The organism is Parafrankia sp. EAN1pec (assembly GCF_000018005.1).
Lineage (GTDB): Bacteria > Actinomycetota > Actinomycetes > Frankiales > Frankiaceae > Parafrankia > Parafrankia soli.
The window spans coordinates 4,297,072-4,313,501 of record NC_009921.1 but is presented as its reverse complement, the minus strand read 5'-3'; the positions used below and the strand labels follow the sequence as shown (position 1 = coordinate 4,313,501).

General features: G+C 71.1%; 10 protein-coding genes and 1 pseudogene. 3 read left to right on the top strand and 8 right to left on the bottom strand.

From position 1 onward, the window contains the following. The first annotated feature begins 372 nt into the window (after nucleotides 1–372). Nucleotides 373–4,230 (top strand): tetratricopeptide repeat protein, encoded by a 3,858-nt coding sequence (locus tag FRANEAN1_RS17595; protein ID WP_020461172.1) that lies wholly within the window; start codon nucleotides 373–375, stop codon nucleotides 4,228–4,230. A gap of 13 nt (nucleotides 4,231–4,243) precedes the next feature. Then, a complete protein-coding gene (locus FRANEAN1_RS17590; protein ID WP_020461171.1) occupies nucleotides 4,244–4,594 on the top strand; it encodes a hypothetical protein in 351 nt (116 codons plus the stop codon). A gap of 178 nt (nucleotides 4,595–4,772) precedes the next feature. Here FRANEAN1_RS17590 and FRANEAN1_RS17585 read toward each other — a convergent pair. From FRANEAN1_RS17585 to FRANEAN1_RS17550, 8 genes and pseudogenes are all read right to left on the bottom strand, one after another. Further along, nucleotides 4,773–5,099, bottom strand: a pseudogene (locus FRANEAN1_RS17585) (SAM-dependent methyltransferase); the annotation flags it as partial. Between the two features lie 205 nt (nucleotides 5,100–5,304). Then, on the bottom strand, nucleotides 5,305–6,711 hold the full coding sequence (locus FRANEAN1_RS17580; RefSeq protein ID WP_020461169.1) for a hypothetical protein: 1,407 nt from the start codon (nucleotides 6,709–6,711) through the stop codon (nucleotides 5,305–5,307). A gap of 157 nt (nucleotides 6,712–6,868) precedes the next feature. Further along, entirely contained in the window at nucleotides 6,869–7,915 is a 1,047-nt protein-coding gene (locus FRANEAN1_RS17575; protein WP_020461168.1) for an OmpA family protein, read from the bottom strand. Then, nucleotides 7,896–10,394 (bottom strand): Hsp70 family protein, encoded by a 2,499-nt coding sequence (locus FRANEAN1_RS17570; RefSeq protein ID WP_020461167.1) that lies wholly within the window; start codon nucleotides 10,392–10,394, stop codon nucleotides 7,896–7,898. The genes FRANEAN1_RS17575 and FRANEAN1_RS17570 overlap by 20 nt, the downstream gene beginning before the upstream one ends. 83 nt (nucleotides 10,395–10,477) lie before the next feature. After that, nucleotides 10,478–11,005, bottom strand: a complete 528-nt coding sequence (locus tag FRANEAN1_RS17565; RefSeq protein ID WP_020461166.1) for a hypothetical protein — start codon at nucleotides 11,003–11,005, stop codon at nucleotides 10,478–10,480. Beyond that, nucleotides 10,998–12,647: a hypothetical protein gene (locus FRANEAN1_RS17560; protein WP_020461165.1), complete on the bottom strand. Its 1,650-nt coding sequence runs from the start codon at nucleotides 12,645–12,647 to the stop codon at nucleotides 10,998–11,000. Before FRANEAN1_RS17560 ends, FRANEAN1_RS17565 begins: the two co-directional genes overlap by 8 nt. Then, on the bottom strand, nucleotides 12,644–13,759 hold the full coding sequence (locus FRANEAN1_RS17555; protein WP_020461164.1) for a serine/threonine-protein kinase: 1,116 nt from the start codon (nucleotides 13,757–13,759) through the stop codon (nucleotides 12,644–12,646). The genes FRANEAN1_RS17560 and FRANEAN1_RS17555 overlap by 4 nt, the downstream gene beginning before the upstream one ends. Before the next feature lie 105 nt (nucleotides 13,760–13,864). Then, a complete protein-coding gene (locus FRANEAN1_RS17550) occupies nucleotides 13,865–14,581 on the bottom strand; it encodes a hypothetical protein (RefSeq protein WP_020461163.1) in 717 nt (238 codons plus the stop codon). Between the two features lie 835 nt (nucleotides 14,582–15,416). Between FRANEAN1_RS17550 and FRANEAN1_RS39095 the strand changes: the two genes are divergently transcribed. Continuing rightward, nucleotides 15,417–16,202 (top strand): hypothetical protein, encoded by a 786-nt coding sequence (locus tag FRANEAN1_RS39095; protein WP_347177181.1) that lies wholly within the window; start codon nucleotides 15,417–15,419, stop codon nucleotides 16,200–16,202. Nucleotides 16,203–16,430 lie beyond the last annotated feature (228 nt).

Genomic DNA, 16,430 nt, shown 5'->3' with positions numbered 1-16,430 from the left:
ATGTGGGCGGCCACCCTGACGGCCGGGATTCGACGGCCCGCGTGGTTGAGTGTTCGACGGTGCTGCTCACGGGCGGCGTGCTTGAGGCCCACCGGCCTGCGGCCCGGTAGGCCATCAGTCTCCAGCAACAGCGCTACCTCAACCGGCAGGTCACCCGCCTGCAAGCCCCGCCAGAAATCGCCCAGCGACATAATTCGATTACTCTGTGTCATTGAAACTCGTGGGACCCGCGCGTACAGCCCTGACCCGTTGTGCCGGTTTCTTCTCGGTACGTGCCCGTAAGGGGCGACTATCCGGCTAGTCTGACCATATTCGTGCTCGCGCCGCGGGGTGAACTGGGCACGGATACTGCGTGAGGAGGGCCGGCGCAGCGTGGCGGACGCAGAGCTGCTGGTGGATCTTGATTCTGGCAGGCTATCGACCACGATCGGACTGGGATCACCGATCGATGCGGCGGAGCTGGAGGACCTGCGCTGGTATCTGGAGGATTATCTCCAGACGCCGTTCGGGGTTTACTCTGACCGCGGTTCCCGGATCGCGGGCCAGCTCGCCGACTGGGGCCGGGCGCTGTTCGACTCGGTGCTCGAGGCGGTGCGGGTAGGCCGCGAGGACGCCGACTTTCCTGTCCGGGGACTCTCGGAGATCGTAGTGCGATCGGAAATTCCCGAACGGCTCGGGCTGCCGTGGGAACTGATGCGGGCGCCGGGCGCGTCCGTGCCGCTCGTCCTGGACGGAATCGGGGTAACCCGATGCCTGGTCGCGAAGTCGCCGGATGATTCCGTTGACGCGGCCGGAGACCGGCTCCGCGTGCTCATGGTGATTTCCCGGCCCGCGAGTGTCAGGGATGTCGGCTATCAGATGATAGCTCGCCCGCTGCTACGGTCCATGGCGTTGGCACACGGCGAGGTGGACCTGGAAGTGCTGCGCCCGCCGACGCTGGAGGCGCTGGCAGCTCGGCTGCGGGGCGCGCGCGAGGCGGGGGCGCCCTTCCAGGTGGTGCATTTCGACGGGCACGGCGCCACCGACCGAGGCGCGCTGGCGTTCGAGAGACCGGGTGGTGGCGCGGACTACGTACCGGCCGGGCGCCTCGCGGGTGTACTCGCGGCGGCGGACGTCCCGGTCGCGGTGCTCAACGCATGCCAGTCGGGGGCGATCGGGAAGCGGCTGGAGGCGGCGGTCGCGACTGGTCTGGTGTTGGGTGGCGTCGATGCCGTCGTGGCCATGTCCTACCGGGTCTACGCGGTGGCCGCCGCCGAGTTCATGACGGCGTTCTACGGTCAGCTGCTTACGGGCGGCACCATAAGCGAGGCAGTGCGCGCGGGCCGTTCGCGGATGGCGCAGCACCCGGGACGGCCCAGCCCCAAGGGCGAACTGCCCCTGGAGGACTGGGCCGTCCCGGTCTACTACCGTCGCCGCGAGGTCCGCTTTCCGCAACTGCGCGCGGTGCCGCCGGTGTCCGGCGGCGGCCCGGACCGCGACGAGCTGAAATCGGAGGCGGAGTTCGTCGGCCGCGACGACCTGTTCTGCACCCTGGAAATGGCCGCGCGGACCGACCGGGTGCTTGTACTGCACGGCCCCGGCGGCACCGGGAAGACGGAGCTCGCCAAGGCGTTCGGACGATGGTGGCGCGACACCGGCGGAGTCGACCGCCCGGACGGCGTCTTCTGGCACTCGTTCGAACCGGGGGTCCCCTCCCTTGGCCTGGGCGGTGCCATCCGGGAGACCGGCCTGCGCCTGTACGGTCCCGAGTTCGCACTAAGAGATCCCGCTGCCCGCCGTGACCTGGTCCTGGAGCAGCTGCGCGCGCGCCGGCTGCTGCTGATATGGGATAACTTCGAATCGGTCGCCACGATGCCCGGCGACGTCGCCTCGCCGCTCGACGAGACCGCATGCGTCGAGCTGAAGGACTTCCTGCGCGAGGCGGCTCACGGGCAAAGCACGATCCTGGTGACCAGCCGCACCCCTGAAAGCTGGCTAGGTGACGTGCGCCGCCTCGCTGTCGAGGGCATGCTCCCGCACGAGGCCATCGAGTACGCCGATCAGGTTCTCGCGCCCTTTCCCGCGGCTGCGGGCCGGCGGGCGGACCGGTCGTTCGGCGAATTGCTGGAATGGCTAGAGGGGCACCCGCTGAGCATGCGGCTGATCCTTCCGCACCTGGCGACCACGGAACCAGCCGCCCTGCTCGCGGGCCTCCATGGCACCCAGCCCCTGCCCATAGCGGAGGAGGGTGCCGCAGCAGGAGAAAACGCCAGAACGCGGTCCCTGACAGCCAGCGTCGGGTATTCCGTCGTGCACCTTTCGCCCGCGGCCCGGCGCCTGCTCGTCGGGCTGAGCCTGCTGCGCGGCGTCGCCGACGCGGAGATCCTCGGTGCCTTCTCCGCCCAGGCGGACACGCCGCAGCGATTCCGCGGCGTCAGCGCCGACGAGTGGGACATGGTGCTCGACGAGGCCGCTCGCCTGGGCCTGCTGACCACCCGCGCCGACGGCGGTTACGGGATCCACCCCGCGCTCCCCGCGTATCTCGCCGCTCAGTGGCAGGCCGAGGAACCCATGATCTACCCTGGTGCCCGGGCCGCGGCCGACAGTGCCCTGCTCGCCGCCTGGGCCGCGGCCTGCCAGCTCTGGGGCAAGACGATGGTCGCCGAGGCCAGTGCGGAAGCGTACGCGTTCATCGACCGGAACCGCCGGACGATGGGACGCATGCTCGGCTACGCGCTCGACAACCGCCGCTGGGCCGCGGCGGAGCCGATCTACATCACGCTGTACCAGTACCTGGACCACAGCGGTTTGGCGGAGGAGGCCCGTGGCTGGTCGGACCGCGCCCGGCGCGCGGTCGAGGGTCCCGGCGGGGCTCTGTCCGCCGGGAAACTGCCCACGCTCCGGCTGGAGGACCTGCGAGACCCGCGGGCGCTGTCCCCGGCAAAGCTGGCGGAATACCGGTCGGTTCTTTCCCTGTGGAGGGCCGTCCTGCCGGCCTTAGCCTTGTGGAACGTGGTCGTGATGTCGCAGGCGAACACGCTGACCCGGGCCGGGGACCTCGACGCCGCCGAAGCCCGCTACCAGGAGATTCTCCAGGTGCAGGAGAACACGCCGGGGCTGTCGCCGGCAGCACGTGCCCTGACCTACGGCAAGCTCGGATTCGTCGCAGAAGAGCGAGGGCGGTTCGCTCGGGCGGACGAGATGTACCGCAGGGCCCTGGTCATCCAGGAGGAGGGGGGCGACCGGCAGGGGATCGCGCAGTCACTTCGTCACCTGGGCAGCGTGGCGCTGGATCAAGGACGCTGGGACGAAGCCGCGCAGCACTACCGGCGGTCGCTCGCGATCTTGAAGGAGACGCCCGGAGACCTGCACAGCACCCAGCTCGTCTATGGCAAGCTCGGCGACCTGGCGCTGCTTCGCGGCCATCTCGACGAGGCGGAGGACTGGCACGCCGAGTCGCTGGCCCTAGCGGAACAGCGACACGACTGGGACGGCATGGCGCGCTCCCTGCACAGCCTTGGAATGCTTTCCTTCAAGCGCGGTCAACTGGCGGAGGCGGAACGCTGGTACCTTCGCTGCCTGGCGGCGGCCGAGAGAGTCCGTGACCGGCCTGGCATGGCGGCCGTCTACCATCAGCTCGGCATGGTGGCACTGAGACGCGGCCAGGACGAGTCGCGGGAATGGTTCCGCCGGTCCCTGGCCCTCCACGATGAGCTGGGTGACCGTAGCGGCGTTGCCAGGGATCACCGCATGCTCGGGATGACCGCGATCGCGGGTGGCCAGGCGGACGAGGCCAAACGGCTGCTGTTGGAGTCGCTCGCCGCCGTGGTGGACATTGGTGAGCAGAAGAGCATCATCGAGTGCTACCACCTGCTCGGAATGCTGGCGCACCAGCAGGGCTGGTGGGACGAAGCCGAACGGTGGCTGCGGAAGTGCCTCGCCCTGGAGGAGAAGATGGGGCACGAGGCCGGCGTCGCAGTCTGCTGCCTGCAATTGGGCGTACTCGCACAAGCCCGGAACGACGACGCCCGAGCTTTGGGATGGACGGTTCGCGCTCTGGCCGTGGCCCGGCGTTTCCCGCAGTTGGCGGTCCGACTGGCATCCGGCCCGGTGCTGAGCACAGTGACGAGTCGGCTCGGGATCGGGGCGGTGGAGGAGTGCTGGGAGCGCGTGACCGGCGAGTCCTTGCCCGGCGATGTCCGCCTTCTTGCCCTGGAGCACGCCCACGACGAACCTCTAGCGGACAGGTGAGGAGCATCAGCCGATGACGGAAATTGCCGTCAGGCGCGCCGCGCGGGCAACCGCCAGGCGGCTCGCCGACGAACTCGATCCAGGCCTGCGGACACAGGTGGAGGACGCGCTCCAGGCCGGTGCCGGAGACACCCGACCGCAGCAGTACTCCGACCCAGCCGCGCTCGGTTCCCTGATCGTCAGCGCGGCCGGGCTGGCCTGGACCATCTACAAGGACCTGCGGGAGAAGGCACCGAAGCCCACCCCGAAGGTGATCGTCACGACGTTGGATCTTGAACTGCCCGCCACCGACGCGGTTCCGCCCGCGCAGCGCGCCAGGGTGATTGAGGTCGTTGTCGAGGAGATCCTCGACAACGACCCGTGACCGGCGGAAGAACCCTGCGCGTGGGTCAGCTACTCTACCTGCCGACATGAGGTGAGACGGAACTTGTCTACCATCTCGTGACGAGGGCAGCGACAGTCGTTCATCAGACGCAGCCCGCCTTGGCTTCGAGTGAGCGCTGGCCGATCGGGGGGCGGTGCCACCTCGGTATGTACCCGGACACGATCGGGTCGTTGTCGGTGTAGACGACCCTGGTCTCCGGCGCGATCTCCTGGGCGACCTCGTGCAGGTTTGGCGAGGTCGGGATGCCCGTGCCGATGTCCAGGAACTGGCGGATGCCCAGCTCACCGGTGAGATGACGGGTCGCCCGGGTCATGAACGTCCGGTTCTGCCGGACGACGATCCGGGAGTTCGGGAAGACGGCGATGGTCTTTTCCGCCGCCTCCCGATCGGCCGGGAAATTGTCCTTTCCGCCGAGGAAATAGTCGTACATCCTCGCCGCGTGCGGGACGTCCGTTCTGAGCTCGACGGGGTCCAGTCGGTCCATCAGGGTCTTCCACTGATGGCCACCTGTCGGACGCGGGCGCCGGGGCGGAGCACGGAAGTTCTGTCACCGAATTATGGTGTTTCGTCCGCGGAGCGTCGCAGCGGGCACGAGTGTGGCGTCCGCCACCGGATCGGCCCGGACACGCGGCCAACCCGGGGCCGCGAACCTCGTGACAGCCGGTGAGATCAGGTGCCGGCTCCGCCGGTCAGGGGCTGATCAGTGGTCGGAAGGCTGCCTGCACCTGGGAGTCGGAGGGGGTGACGGGCCTCGTCGGACTGTAGCCGTAGACCAGGTACGGGCAGCTGGTCCCGCCGATCTCCACTCTGGTGTCGGCCAGGAGCTGTCCGGTCCGTAGCTCGTAAACGCGGACGGGTATCGCCACCCGGTGAAACGTCACGTTCCCGCTGGTGTATCGGCAGGTCTCGACCGCTGCTCCGAGTTCGGACGCGCCGACGCAGAGAACCCGCGTGGCAGTGGCGACGTCATCGGTCTTCCACTCGGCGGGGAGCTTGCTGGTGTATTGCGTGTCGCCGACTGTCAGTGCCCGATTCGGCCCGGCGGGAGCGGCGGAGAACGGTACCGGAGCGGCGCAGTACCTCGGTTGAGCGGAACCCGACGGCCGCAGCAGATCCCGCAGGTTCGCCAGCTCGACCGCCCGCTCGTGGGCGATCCTCGCCTCCTCGATCTTCTGGGCGGCCTGCCGCACCCCCTCCCGGGCCGCGGGCGCGAGCTCATGGTCGGGGTACTCGTCGAGCAGCTGCTGGTAGCTCGCCCGCGCGTGCTCCCCGTCCGCGGCCGCCAGCAGACGGCTGCCGCAGTCGGCCAGCGCCGCGGGCGCTATCCGCGGGACGGCCCGGCGGGCGCGGTCCAGCTCGCCGCCATCGGACGGCCGCTCGGCGAGCCAGGTGGCGATCCGCACGGTGATGCAGGGATCCTCGGTCGGCAGGCCGTCGAGGAACCGGTCCAGGGCCGCCTCAACCAGGCCCTCGTTGCCGGGCAGCTCCGTGAGCACGGTGGTCAGCTGCTGGAAGCCCTGGTCCAGCGCTTTCGTGTCGCCGGCCAGTCCGGCGTCGAGCGGGCCGAGGGCCGTCCGCAGCAGCTCGCACGCCTCGGCCATGCCCTCGCCGGCGGCGCCCGGGGAGACGTCGACCATGCGATGGGCGGGTGACACCCGTCCCACGGCTGATTCCACCCGCGGGCAGTCGCCGGCACGGCGGGCCTGCGCGACGTCCCCCTCGATCCGCGCGACGTCGAACCGGAGGAGACCGAAGGCCAGCAGCACCGGGAGCACGCAGGCGACGGCGATGACCCACTGCCGCCTCGACCGGAACGGTCGGATCCGGCCCCGGTGCGGTCGTCCCCCGGCCAGGTACCAGCCGTGCACGATGACGGCCACCCACCACGCGAGCACGACGAGCCCGAACCACAGCGTCTGCGCGACCGAGGCAAAGATGATCAGTAGCTCGACGGTGATCAGGAGGACGACGATGGCGAGCTGTCCCCGGCCCAGCATCAGGTAGCCGCCGCCGAACAGTGAGGCGTTGGCGACGGCGACGGCCAGCGGGTCGTGGGACCGGGCCGCCGGCTTCGGCGTCGGCTCGCCCTGCGTCATGGGTTGTCCTTCCTTGCCGCCTGCTTCGTCGCCGCCTGCTTCGTCGCCGCCTGCTTCGTCGCCGCCTGCTTCGTCGGCTCTCACCCGCCGGACGGGCTTTCGATCGATGGCCGGGTGGGCCTCTCGATTGCCGGGCGGGCTCCTGGTCGCCGTCACGTCAGGCGGGCGGCGCCACGCGGAGGGTCACCGTTCGGTTTCGGAGATCGCCGGCGGCGTCTCCGGTGGGATCGCCGGTGGGATCGCCGGCGTAGGGGGCGAGGGCGTCGCCGGCCGCGGAGATCGTGAGGGCCGCGGCCGGGAGGCCGGCCGCGCGCAGGATCTCCGCGGCGGACGCGGCGCGGGCCAGGCTCAGCGCGGTGTTGTCGGGGAAGGGTCCGCCCGGGCGGACCGGGAGATTGTCGCTGTGGCCTACGACCTCGACGGCGACCCCGGGCGCAGCCGCAAGCCGGGCGCCCAGCGCGGTGAGCGCCGCGCGGCCTTCGGGGGTTGGGGTGTCGTGCGTGGCGAACAGCGCGTTGTGGAAGACCACGACCGCCTGCCCGCCGGCCCTGGTGATCGTGACGGCCGGGCCGGCGAGGCGCGCGGCCAGGTCCGCCGTCAGATCCCCCGGCCTGGCCGGAGCCGGAGCGGGGGCTGCGGGCGCCGGCACGGAGGCCGCGGGGGCTGGTGCGGTGGTGGTCGACGCCGCCGGCTCGGCGCGGTCGTGGCCGAGCCACCAGCCGCCACCGAAGGCGAGCGCGACGAGAAGGGCGCCGGCCGCGCCGCCCCGGGCGAGGCCGCCGCCGCGGGTGCGCAGCCGTTCCAATCGGCGCAGACCCGCCGCCGCACCCGCCAGGTTGCCGTCCAGGGCCAGTGCGGCCCGCCAGTGCCGCTCGGCGTCGTCGAACCGGCCCTGCTGCGCCCGGATCCGGGCGAGCAGGTCGTGCTCCGCGGCAGTGTGGTCGCGCCCGGCGGCCAGCTCCGCGAGCAGGCGCGCGGCGTCCTCGTACCGGCCGGAGCGGGCCAGCACGGCGGCCTGCCCGCGGACGACCTCGCCGACGAGCACGGCCCGGGCGGTGTCACCGGGCCCCACCGCGGCCGGCGGCGGGCCGGGCTCGGTCACCGGCTCGGCCAGCTCGGTCAGCTCCGGCGGCCCGGTGCGGCCCAGGGGGCCGATTCCGGCCCGGCGGTGGCGGGTGCCGACGTCACAGGGATCGCCGGACACTGCTCCCCTCCTGCCGCTCTGGTGTGCCCTCGGACGGAAGCAGGTCGAACAGCTGTCGGTTCACCGTGCGCAGCCGCTCGATGTCGTTGCTGTCGACCGCGCGCCGGCCCTCCGCGATCAGGCGGGCGGCCAGAGCCTGGTCGCGCAGCTCGGGCCGTTGTTCGACGAGCTGGGAGAAGTGGGCCATCACGACGGCGCCCGTCTTGCGGTCGACCACCATCGCCAGGTGACCGGTCAGCTCGTCGACGAGGGTTCGCAGGTGCGCGGCGTCGCGACCGGCCAGTGCCCGGCGGACGTCGGCGGCGAGGACCTCGTACCGACGCCGGTCCTGGGCGTCGCCGTACTCGTCGATGATGCCCGGCGCGTCGCGCAGCACCCGGTTCGCCCACTCGACCAGCGAGGGCCACTCCAGTGCCTCCTCGACGGCGTCGAGCTTGGCCCGCAGGTCGAGCATCCGCTTGCCGGCGGTGCCCGCCGCGTCCGCGTCCCCGTGTTCGGTGGAGGACACGTCGTTCTCGAGCTGGCCGAGCGCCCGCTCGTCCTCCAGCTCGCCGAGCAGGGCGAGCGCGGCCGGGTCGGACGTCCGCTCCGCGTCGGCGCGCAGGGCGTCGTACCGCTCCTGCTCGGCTGTCAGGTCCCGGCGCAGCTTGACCGGGTCGGCGGCGGTCTCGGTGGTCAGGTCGTGGAACGCCTCGAACTCCTCGTCGAGAATCGGTACGTAGGCCTTGGTGGTGACCAGCCGGGAGGCGTCGATCTGGATCTCCACCTCGATCTCGCTGTTCTTCGGGATGTCCCGGGCCACCTGGTCGGCGAGGATCTCCAACGCGCCGACCTGCCGGTTGCGGTCGGCCCGGGGGTGCTCCCCCTCCAGGATCGGGATCCGCAGCAGGCCGCCGGACTGGCCGCGGGTGAGCCGCACGGTGCTGCGCAGGATCTCGCGGGCCCTGGCGGGAATCCGGGTGCCCTTCTTCAGCAGCCAGGCGACCTCGTTGCCGGCCAGCGCCACCCCGATCGAGTGGGTGAGGGTGGCGGCGGGGGCGACCACGCCGAGGGTGTAGGTCAGCTCCGCGGGCTGGATCCGCTCGCGGGTGCCCGTCGGGTCCTCCAGGACGATCTCGTAGGTGTTGCGCAGCCCGGGCTCGGCCCGCAGCGTGGTGATGAACGAGCCGGCCGCCGGCAGGATGATCTGCCCGCTGCGCCACGGCGGGCGGGCCTGCCCGTTGACGAACTCGACGGTGAACCCCTCCAGGTTCCGGTCCGCCGGGCCCTGCACCACCCCGCCGACCACCGGCTCCGGGTCGGCGCCGATCGGCTTGTACTCGAGGTCCACGGTGTAGGAGACGTCGGCGCGCACCGGTTCCGCCGGCAGCCGCTGAGTCCCGGCGAAGATCGCCGCGCCGCGGGCCACGACGGTCATCGGGTCCTGGCTGACGTCCAGCTCGATGCCGAGGCCCTCGCGCAGCCGTCGCCGCAGATGGGGCATGAGGGTGGGCCCGCCGACGAGCAGTACCCGGTCGATCTTCTCCGGCGCGAGCTGGCTCTCCCGGAGCGCGGCCTGGCAGATGTTGATCGCGCGGGCGACGAAGGGCTCGGTCAGCTTGTCGACGTCCGCGGCGAACAGCTCGTGGACGAACTCCACCGGGTTGCCCCGGGAGTCGGTGCACAACGGGGGGTCGCTGATGTCGATGAGCGCCGAGCCAGCGGAGGACAGCTCGATCTTGGCGTTCTCGGCGGCGGCCTTCAGCTTCGCGATCGCCTGCGCCCAGGTGGGCTCGCCCCGCCCGAAGCCGGGCAGGGAGTACTGCCGGAGCAGCGCGGGCATCAGCAGCTCCTCGACGATCGCCCAGTCGATGAGCTTCCCGCCGAGGAAGTTGTCACCGCGGTGGTTGACGATGTCGAACTCGCCGTCCCGGATGTGCACGACCGAGGCGTCGAAGGTTCCGCCGCCCAGGTCGAAGACCAGCCGGTAGATGTTGTCCTCGTCGCGCTGGAAGCTGTAGGCGAGGGCGGCTGCGGTCGGTTCCTGGAGCAGCGGAGACAGTCCGAGGCCGGCGGCCTCGGCGGCCCGCCGGGTGGCGTCGGTCTGGTTCAGCTCGAAAGCGGCCGGGACGGTGATGACCGCGGCGCGGATATCCTCCCCGAGCTGCCTGTTGACGTTCGCCCTGAGCGCCCGCAACACGTGCGCGGACAGTTCCTCCGGGCTCATCGAAAGGCCACTGTTGGCGAATGTCGTCGCCTGGTCACGTAGCCCCATCTTGAGCTTGAACTCGGCGGCGGCGTTCGCCGGATCGGATTCGACCCGTTCCCGGGCGCGTTCACCGACGTGGATCCGACCGTTACGGTCGGCGTAGACCGCGGACGGGGTCGTGTCGTGCTGGAACGCGTTCTTGACGATGCGGGCCTCGGTGCCGTCCAGGACCGCGATCGCGCTGTTGGTGGTGCCAAGGTCGATACCGAAGTCCATCGTCGATCGCGCCATCGTTCCTCCTGCTGCCCGGTGGGGCGGGTCGCGCGGTGCCGGTGTCAGGGGCCCACGAGCGGGCCGGGCGGATGCGGGTCGGGTCAGCCGTCCTCGTCCCGGGTCACGGGGACGCCGACGACGACCTCGCCGGTCTGGACGCGCAGTCCGTGCAGGTAGACGCTCGGCCGCAGGGTCTCCAGGACGGTCTCGTCGGTCAGGCCCTCGGTCTGCTGGAACTCCAGGACCTGCAGATCGAGACCGGAGTCGTACCGGGTGTGGTCGTGCTCCTGGATCTCGACGCCGGCCGCGGCGAGGGTGCTCCAGAGCGATTCGAACTGGCGCCGCGCCCGGCGGAGATCCGCCGCCCCGCCGCCGTCGCGCGCACCGGGGCTCGTCGCCGGGCCGGAAAGGCGGCGGCGCAGTCGCCACAGCCCGGTCGCGAGCTCGGCCACCGCCGGCTGGGCCAGCGTCCCCGCCGGAGCCGGGTTCACCGGCTGATCGTCGGGCGCCGGGACGGGCTCGGATTTCGCGACGGCTCGCAGCAGCGCCGCGGCCCATTCCTCGGGCGTCGCGGGCCGGGCAATGCGGAACTCACGGGGATGGCGCCACTGGCGCGGGATCTCAAGCACCGCCGACTCCCAGCGGCCGTTCCCCGTTCCGCCATCCCTTTTCGCGTAGTTCCACGATCGGTGGGAACAAGTCGATGTGTTCTCGTTGTCTTCGCCCGGCGGAACCGACGACGACATTCAGATCCACGATGAGCGCGAAGAACGCGACCAGCACGGCCAGGAAGATGTATCCGCCGCCGGCGCTGGTGAACAGCATGGTGGGCAGGCTGATCGCGACCACGAAGTACAGCGCGCACCGCAGCGCGGCCAGCCAGCCCCGGTCCCTCTCACCACGCTGGCAGGACCGGCAACGCGGCACGGTGACCTCCACCTTGTTCCAACGCAGCTCGCGCACAGTCCGGACCACGTCGCCGTGCATCCATCTCGTGATCGCCGCACCGGGGTCGGCCGGCTTCTCATGACAGATCCAGCAGGTCAGGCGTACGGAGGCCTTGTCGAGAATTTCCCGGTTCTCGGCCAGCCGGCCGCGGACGGCCTCGGACGCCGCCGCCCGCTCGGCCCGGGTGATCACCTCGATCATCCGCAGGTGGTCGCGGGCCGCGGAGGCGTCCGAGGTGTCCCGGGCCTGGTCGAAGAGGAGCAGGCAGCGCAGCGCGTCGAGGGCGACCTTGTCGTGCGTGCGCACCCGCGTCGAATCGTCGGGCGCCAGCATCCGGTCAAGCCGCGCCAGCGGCCCCGCGGAGTGGTCGAGGATGTGCGCGGCCTGGTCCAGGCCCGCCGCCCGGGTGTCGGTGGCGAGCCGGACGGCCTCCTCGCACAGCTCACCGACCTGGTCGGCCCAGGGTTCGCCGGCGGCACGCAGGGCGGTGCCGAGCGCCTCGCGGGCGCCGTCCCCGAGCTGGGCGGCCCGCATCGCCGTCAACTGCCGTTCGGCCCGGTCGTCGTCTCCGTCCCCGATGGCGGCGACAACGATCTCGGCACCGATGGACAGCAGCGCGCCCGGCAGCGCCGCGCGGATCCTCGGCGCGAGGCCCACGTCGAGCCGGGCGTCGGCGGCACGCCTGATGCGCGCCACCAGGCTGTCCCAGACCCGGTCGTCGTGCAGGACGTGGCCCCAGCGGCGATAGACCGACGCCCAGTCGGGCTGTTCGCCCTCGGCGCCCATCTCGACCTCGAGGGCCCGCAGGTGCTCGAGCACCGCGATGTTGTGAACCGCGCTCGCGGCGTCCCCGGCCGCGACCGGCTCGCTGGGCGCAGCCGGCTCCCCGGGCGTATCCGCGTCGCCGGACGTATCCGCGTCGCCGGGCGCGGCGCCCGTGCCGGAGACGGCCGCCGCGGTCCAGTGCCGGAGCGCGGCGTCCGGGTCGCCCGCGGCCAGGGCTGCGATCCCCTCGTCCCACGCCGCGCCGGACTCGGCCGGCCAGAACCAGAAGAACTCGTCGACCAGCCGCTGACGCGGGTCACCCAGCCGGTCGAGAGCGGCCCGGACATCCCCGGCGGACGGAGCCGGCCGCAGCGGCAGGATGTCCGAGGTCGGTATCTGCCCACCGGTCTTCTCGATCACGGCGAGCATGTCGGCCTTCCGCCGGATGTCCCGTCCGGTGGACGAGAGCGGCAGGCCTGTCACCCGGAAGGCGTTCTGCCGGTAGATCCGCGCGGACACCCGTGGCAGGGCGTCGGCGTCGCTGTCCTGGGCCGTCACATCGTCACCCCCTTGCGCCACAGCCGGATCCGTGACGCGTACTGGTCACGCAGCCCGGGCCACTTGTTGCAGGCCTCCTCCATCAGGTCGGCGGCCCGGTCGTACTGGCCGCCGGTGGCGACGGTGACCGCCTGGCGGGCCATCCGCACGGCCGCGGCCTCGTCCGCGGGGGACGACCGGCCGAGCGCGTTCTTGCCCGCGGCGATCTCCCCGGCCGGCCCGGGTTCCCGTTCAGGCGGGCTCAGCGGCACGGACCTACCTGGCTCCCACACCTCCAGGTCGGCGAGCATCTCGACGGCCGACGGATAGCGTTTCGCCGGGGCGTAGGACAGCGCCCGGGCGACGATTCCGTCCAGTGCTTCGTCCACGGAGTACCGGATCTCGCTGGGCGGTACGAGCGTGCCCGTGTTCCAGGCGGCGGTGATCGGGTCGCCGCCTGAGCGCTGCGGGTAGGGCAGCCGGTCGGTCAGCAGCAGGTAGAGCACCGCGCCCAGCGCCCAGACATCCCCCGGAACCGACGCGAGATGCGGGTGGAGCAGGGTCTCCGGCGCCATGAAGGCGATGGTTCCCTGGGAGCTCGCCAGCAGGGTCAGAGCACTGACCTTCCTGGCGAGACCAAAATCGCTGATCCGCACCTGCAGACCGGCCCCGCTGTAGCCGACCAGAATGTTCTGCGGAGTGATGTCGCGGTGGACGATCGGCGGGGACTCCCGATGCGCGACCGCCAGGCCGCGCGTTATCTGCCGCAGGATGTCCACCACGGTCGGGATGGGGACGAACGTGGTGCCGTACGACGACCAGAAACTGTGCAGGGTTCCACCGGCCACGTATTCCATGGTGAAGTACGCATACACCCCACCGGCCGTCTCGACGGTGTTCGCCTCGAACACACGGATGACGTTGGGGTGCCCCATGCCGGACAGCAACATAGCCTCACCGAGTGCGTCGCGCACCTGTTCCGCGGACATTCCCACCTGACGGAAGACCTTCATCGCCTGCCGGCCAAGATAGCGGTGCTCGACCCGGTAGACCTCGGCAAAAGCCCCCTCGCCCAGCAGCCGGTCGACCTTGTAGGTATCCCGGACTACCTGCCCCTCGCGTAACAGGACCATAGGTGAGACCTCCGGCAGCCCAGCTCCAGGTTTTTGTTCTCGCGAGCCGGCTCCGGCCGCCGGATCAGAACCTAGGCGAAAGACTTCCAGCCGGGTAGTTGAGCGCTACACCCCGGCGCCTGGTCGCCGGGACCTCCGGACGTCCCGCTCGGTGATCAGGCGGTTGAGGATCATCCAGCGGGCCAGGTCCTCCCAGTCGGCCAGGCCGGGCTCGTCGCGGTCACTCAGCTCGCGGCGGACGTCCGAGATGACGTTGCGCACGTAGTTCGGGCCGCGGCCCAGCCGCTCGCCGATCTCCTTGTAGGTGGCCGGCCGGGCGTCGGACCCGGACTTCGTCAGCAGTGGCCGGCACAGCTCGATGATGATGTCGAGCTGTGCGGGGCTGAGCTGGACCGGCCGGCTGATGGTCGCCCTGCTCTCGGAGAGCGTCGTATGGCCGAGCGACTGCCGGTCATGGGTGACGGCGGAGGCGTCGACCTGCACGGTGACGGTCGCTCCGCCGCGGCGGGCCGCGACGATGCCGAACCTGGGAAACGGCAGCGAGGTCATCGCCGCCCCGGGCTCGACGATTCTGTCCTCGCCGGCGGGCGGGCGCAGGCAGAACGGCTTCGACTGCGACTTGTTGTACACCAGGACGCAGTCGTCCAGAACCCGCAGCGAGGCCATGTGCCGCGACAGGTAGGTGTCGTCGGGAAGCTTGATGGCACAGGCGCTGCTGCGCCCGACGGTGATCTCCTCATCACGGGCGACGTGCCACCGCCGCCCGCAGTACTCCAGCACGACGACCGGGCCCGGCGAGCGGCCCGTACCGTGGTTGCCCACCCACAGCCCCTTTTTCTACGCTGCCTGTCACAGATGAATTTGGGGACAATCAATCGGCCGGCCGTGCGCCCGGACAGTGCCGACCGACATGGTCTTCCGAGCCGGGCCCATTTTAGGGCGGATTCGCGGCGGTGACCAGATCAGGACCGGGTGGCGCCCTCGTTCCCACCCACCATCACCAGGAATCCGCAACGCCGCAGGTCGGCGGCGTTCCTGGCAGCCCGGATCCTCCGGGCGCGGGAAACCCGACAGAGGCTGACGACGACCAACGACCGCCATCACCGGCACCGGAGCCGCGTGAAGCCGACATACGCCGGGATTGGCAGGAGGGGCCACCGGGCCGAGACGCCGGAGCGGGGCGATCCGTAGTGGTCCGGGATCCCGGGGCGATCGTTAAGCTGGTTTCATTGTGATGATCCAGATCGTGATGGCACCGACCGTGATGGCACTGACCGTTATGGCACAGGTCGTGGTGACACAGACCGTGATGATGCGGCGGTCAGCAGGTCGACCGGGCCGCCGGGACTGCTGATGATCGTCGACCGGGCGCGGGTGGCCACGGTGGTGCCGAACTACGTCCTCGGTGAGCAGTTGGGCGCGGGCGCGTTCGGGCTGGTACTGAGGGCGGAGCACCGGCGGATGCGTCGACCAGCGGCGATCAAGGTCATGCCGGCGCAGACGGCCGAGGGTGAGCGGATCGACTACATCGAGGCCGACGACCTGTGCCTGGTGGTGATGGAGCTGCTCGCCGGTGGCACGCTGACCCGGCAGCGCGCCGGGATGAGGCCGGAGCAGGCGTGCGCGGTGGGCCTGGCGGTGTCCGCGGCGCTGAGCCATGCCCACGCCCGCAACGTGCTGCACCGCGACGTCAAGCGGCACGCCGGTCTACATGGCGCCCGAGCAGATCGAGGGCGGCCGGCTGGTCCCGGCTACCGATCTCTACGCGCTGGGCATCGTGCTCTACCGGCTCCTGACCGGCCGGCCGCCGTTCGACCCGAAGCTGCCGCTGCACATTCTGTGGCGCCGGCAGCTGACCGAGCCCGCCCCGCCCATGGACGGGGTGGCCGCCCCGGTCGCCGAGGTGGTGCTGCATGCGTTGGAGAAGAACCCGGCCGCCCGTCAGTCGGACGCCACCGCCTTCGCGTTGGCGCTCGCGCGTGCCACCGCCGCGGCCTTCGGCGCCGGCTGGATCGCCCGGGCCGGCCTGCCGTTACATCTCGCGACGACGTCGTCCGCCGCATTGCCGAGGGGCTGCCGGCCGCCGAGCCGCCGGTCGGCCGCACCCCCGATGCCCCCGAGTCAACGACCGTCCGCATGGAGGCGTCGACCGTCCGCACGCGGCCCGCGACCGGCCCCGGCGGGCCGAGGACCGTTCTCGATGACGGCGGCGCGCAGCGGCGGCCGGAGAGCAGGCGGCCGGGCGGCCCCGAATCCGCAGCGGAGGTGTTCGCCCGGCTTCGGCGGACCCACGGCCCCGAGCATCCCGACGCCCTCGCCGTCGAGGAGGCACTGCAGTGGTGGACCCACCAGGATTCGGCCGGCGCGTAGTGCCCGGGGCCGCGCCGTCCGGCCGGCGTGCCATCGGGCGAGCGCCGTCCCGGCCCCACCGTCCGATCGCTGATGTCACGACAGATCAATCCGAGATTCGCCCCATCCTTGACCACTCGGTCGGCAAGTACGAACGAAGCAGGTAAAAGGCCAGGTCAAAGCCAGTTCCCCACGTCTGACAGGCAACACGCGGCGAATTTCACCTGATCCCATCCAGACAACACCAGCACTACAGAACATCTTGACCACGAAAACCACGACGGGTGGGTCGGTCCCGTCACGGCGGCGATTTCGCGGGTCT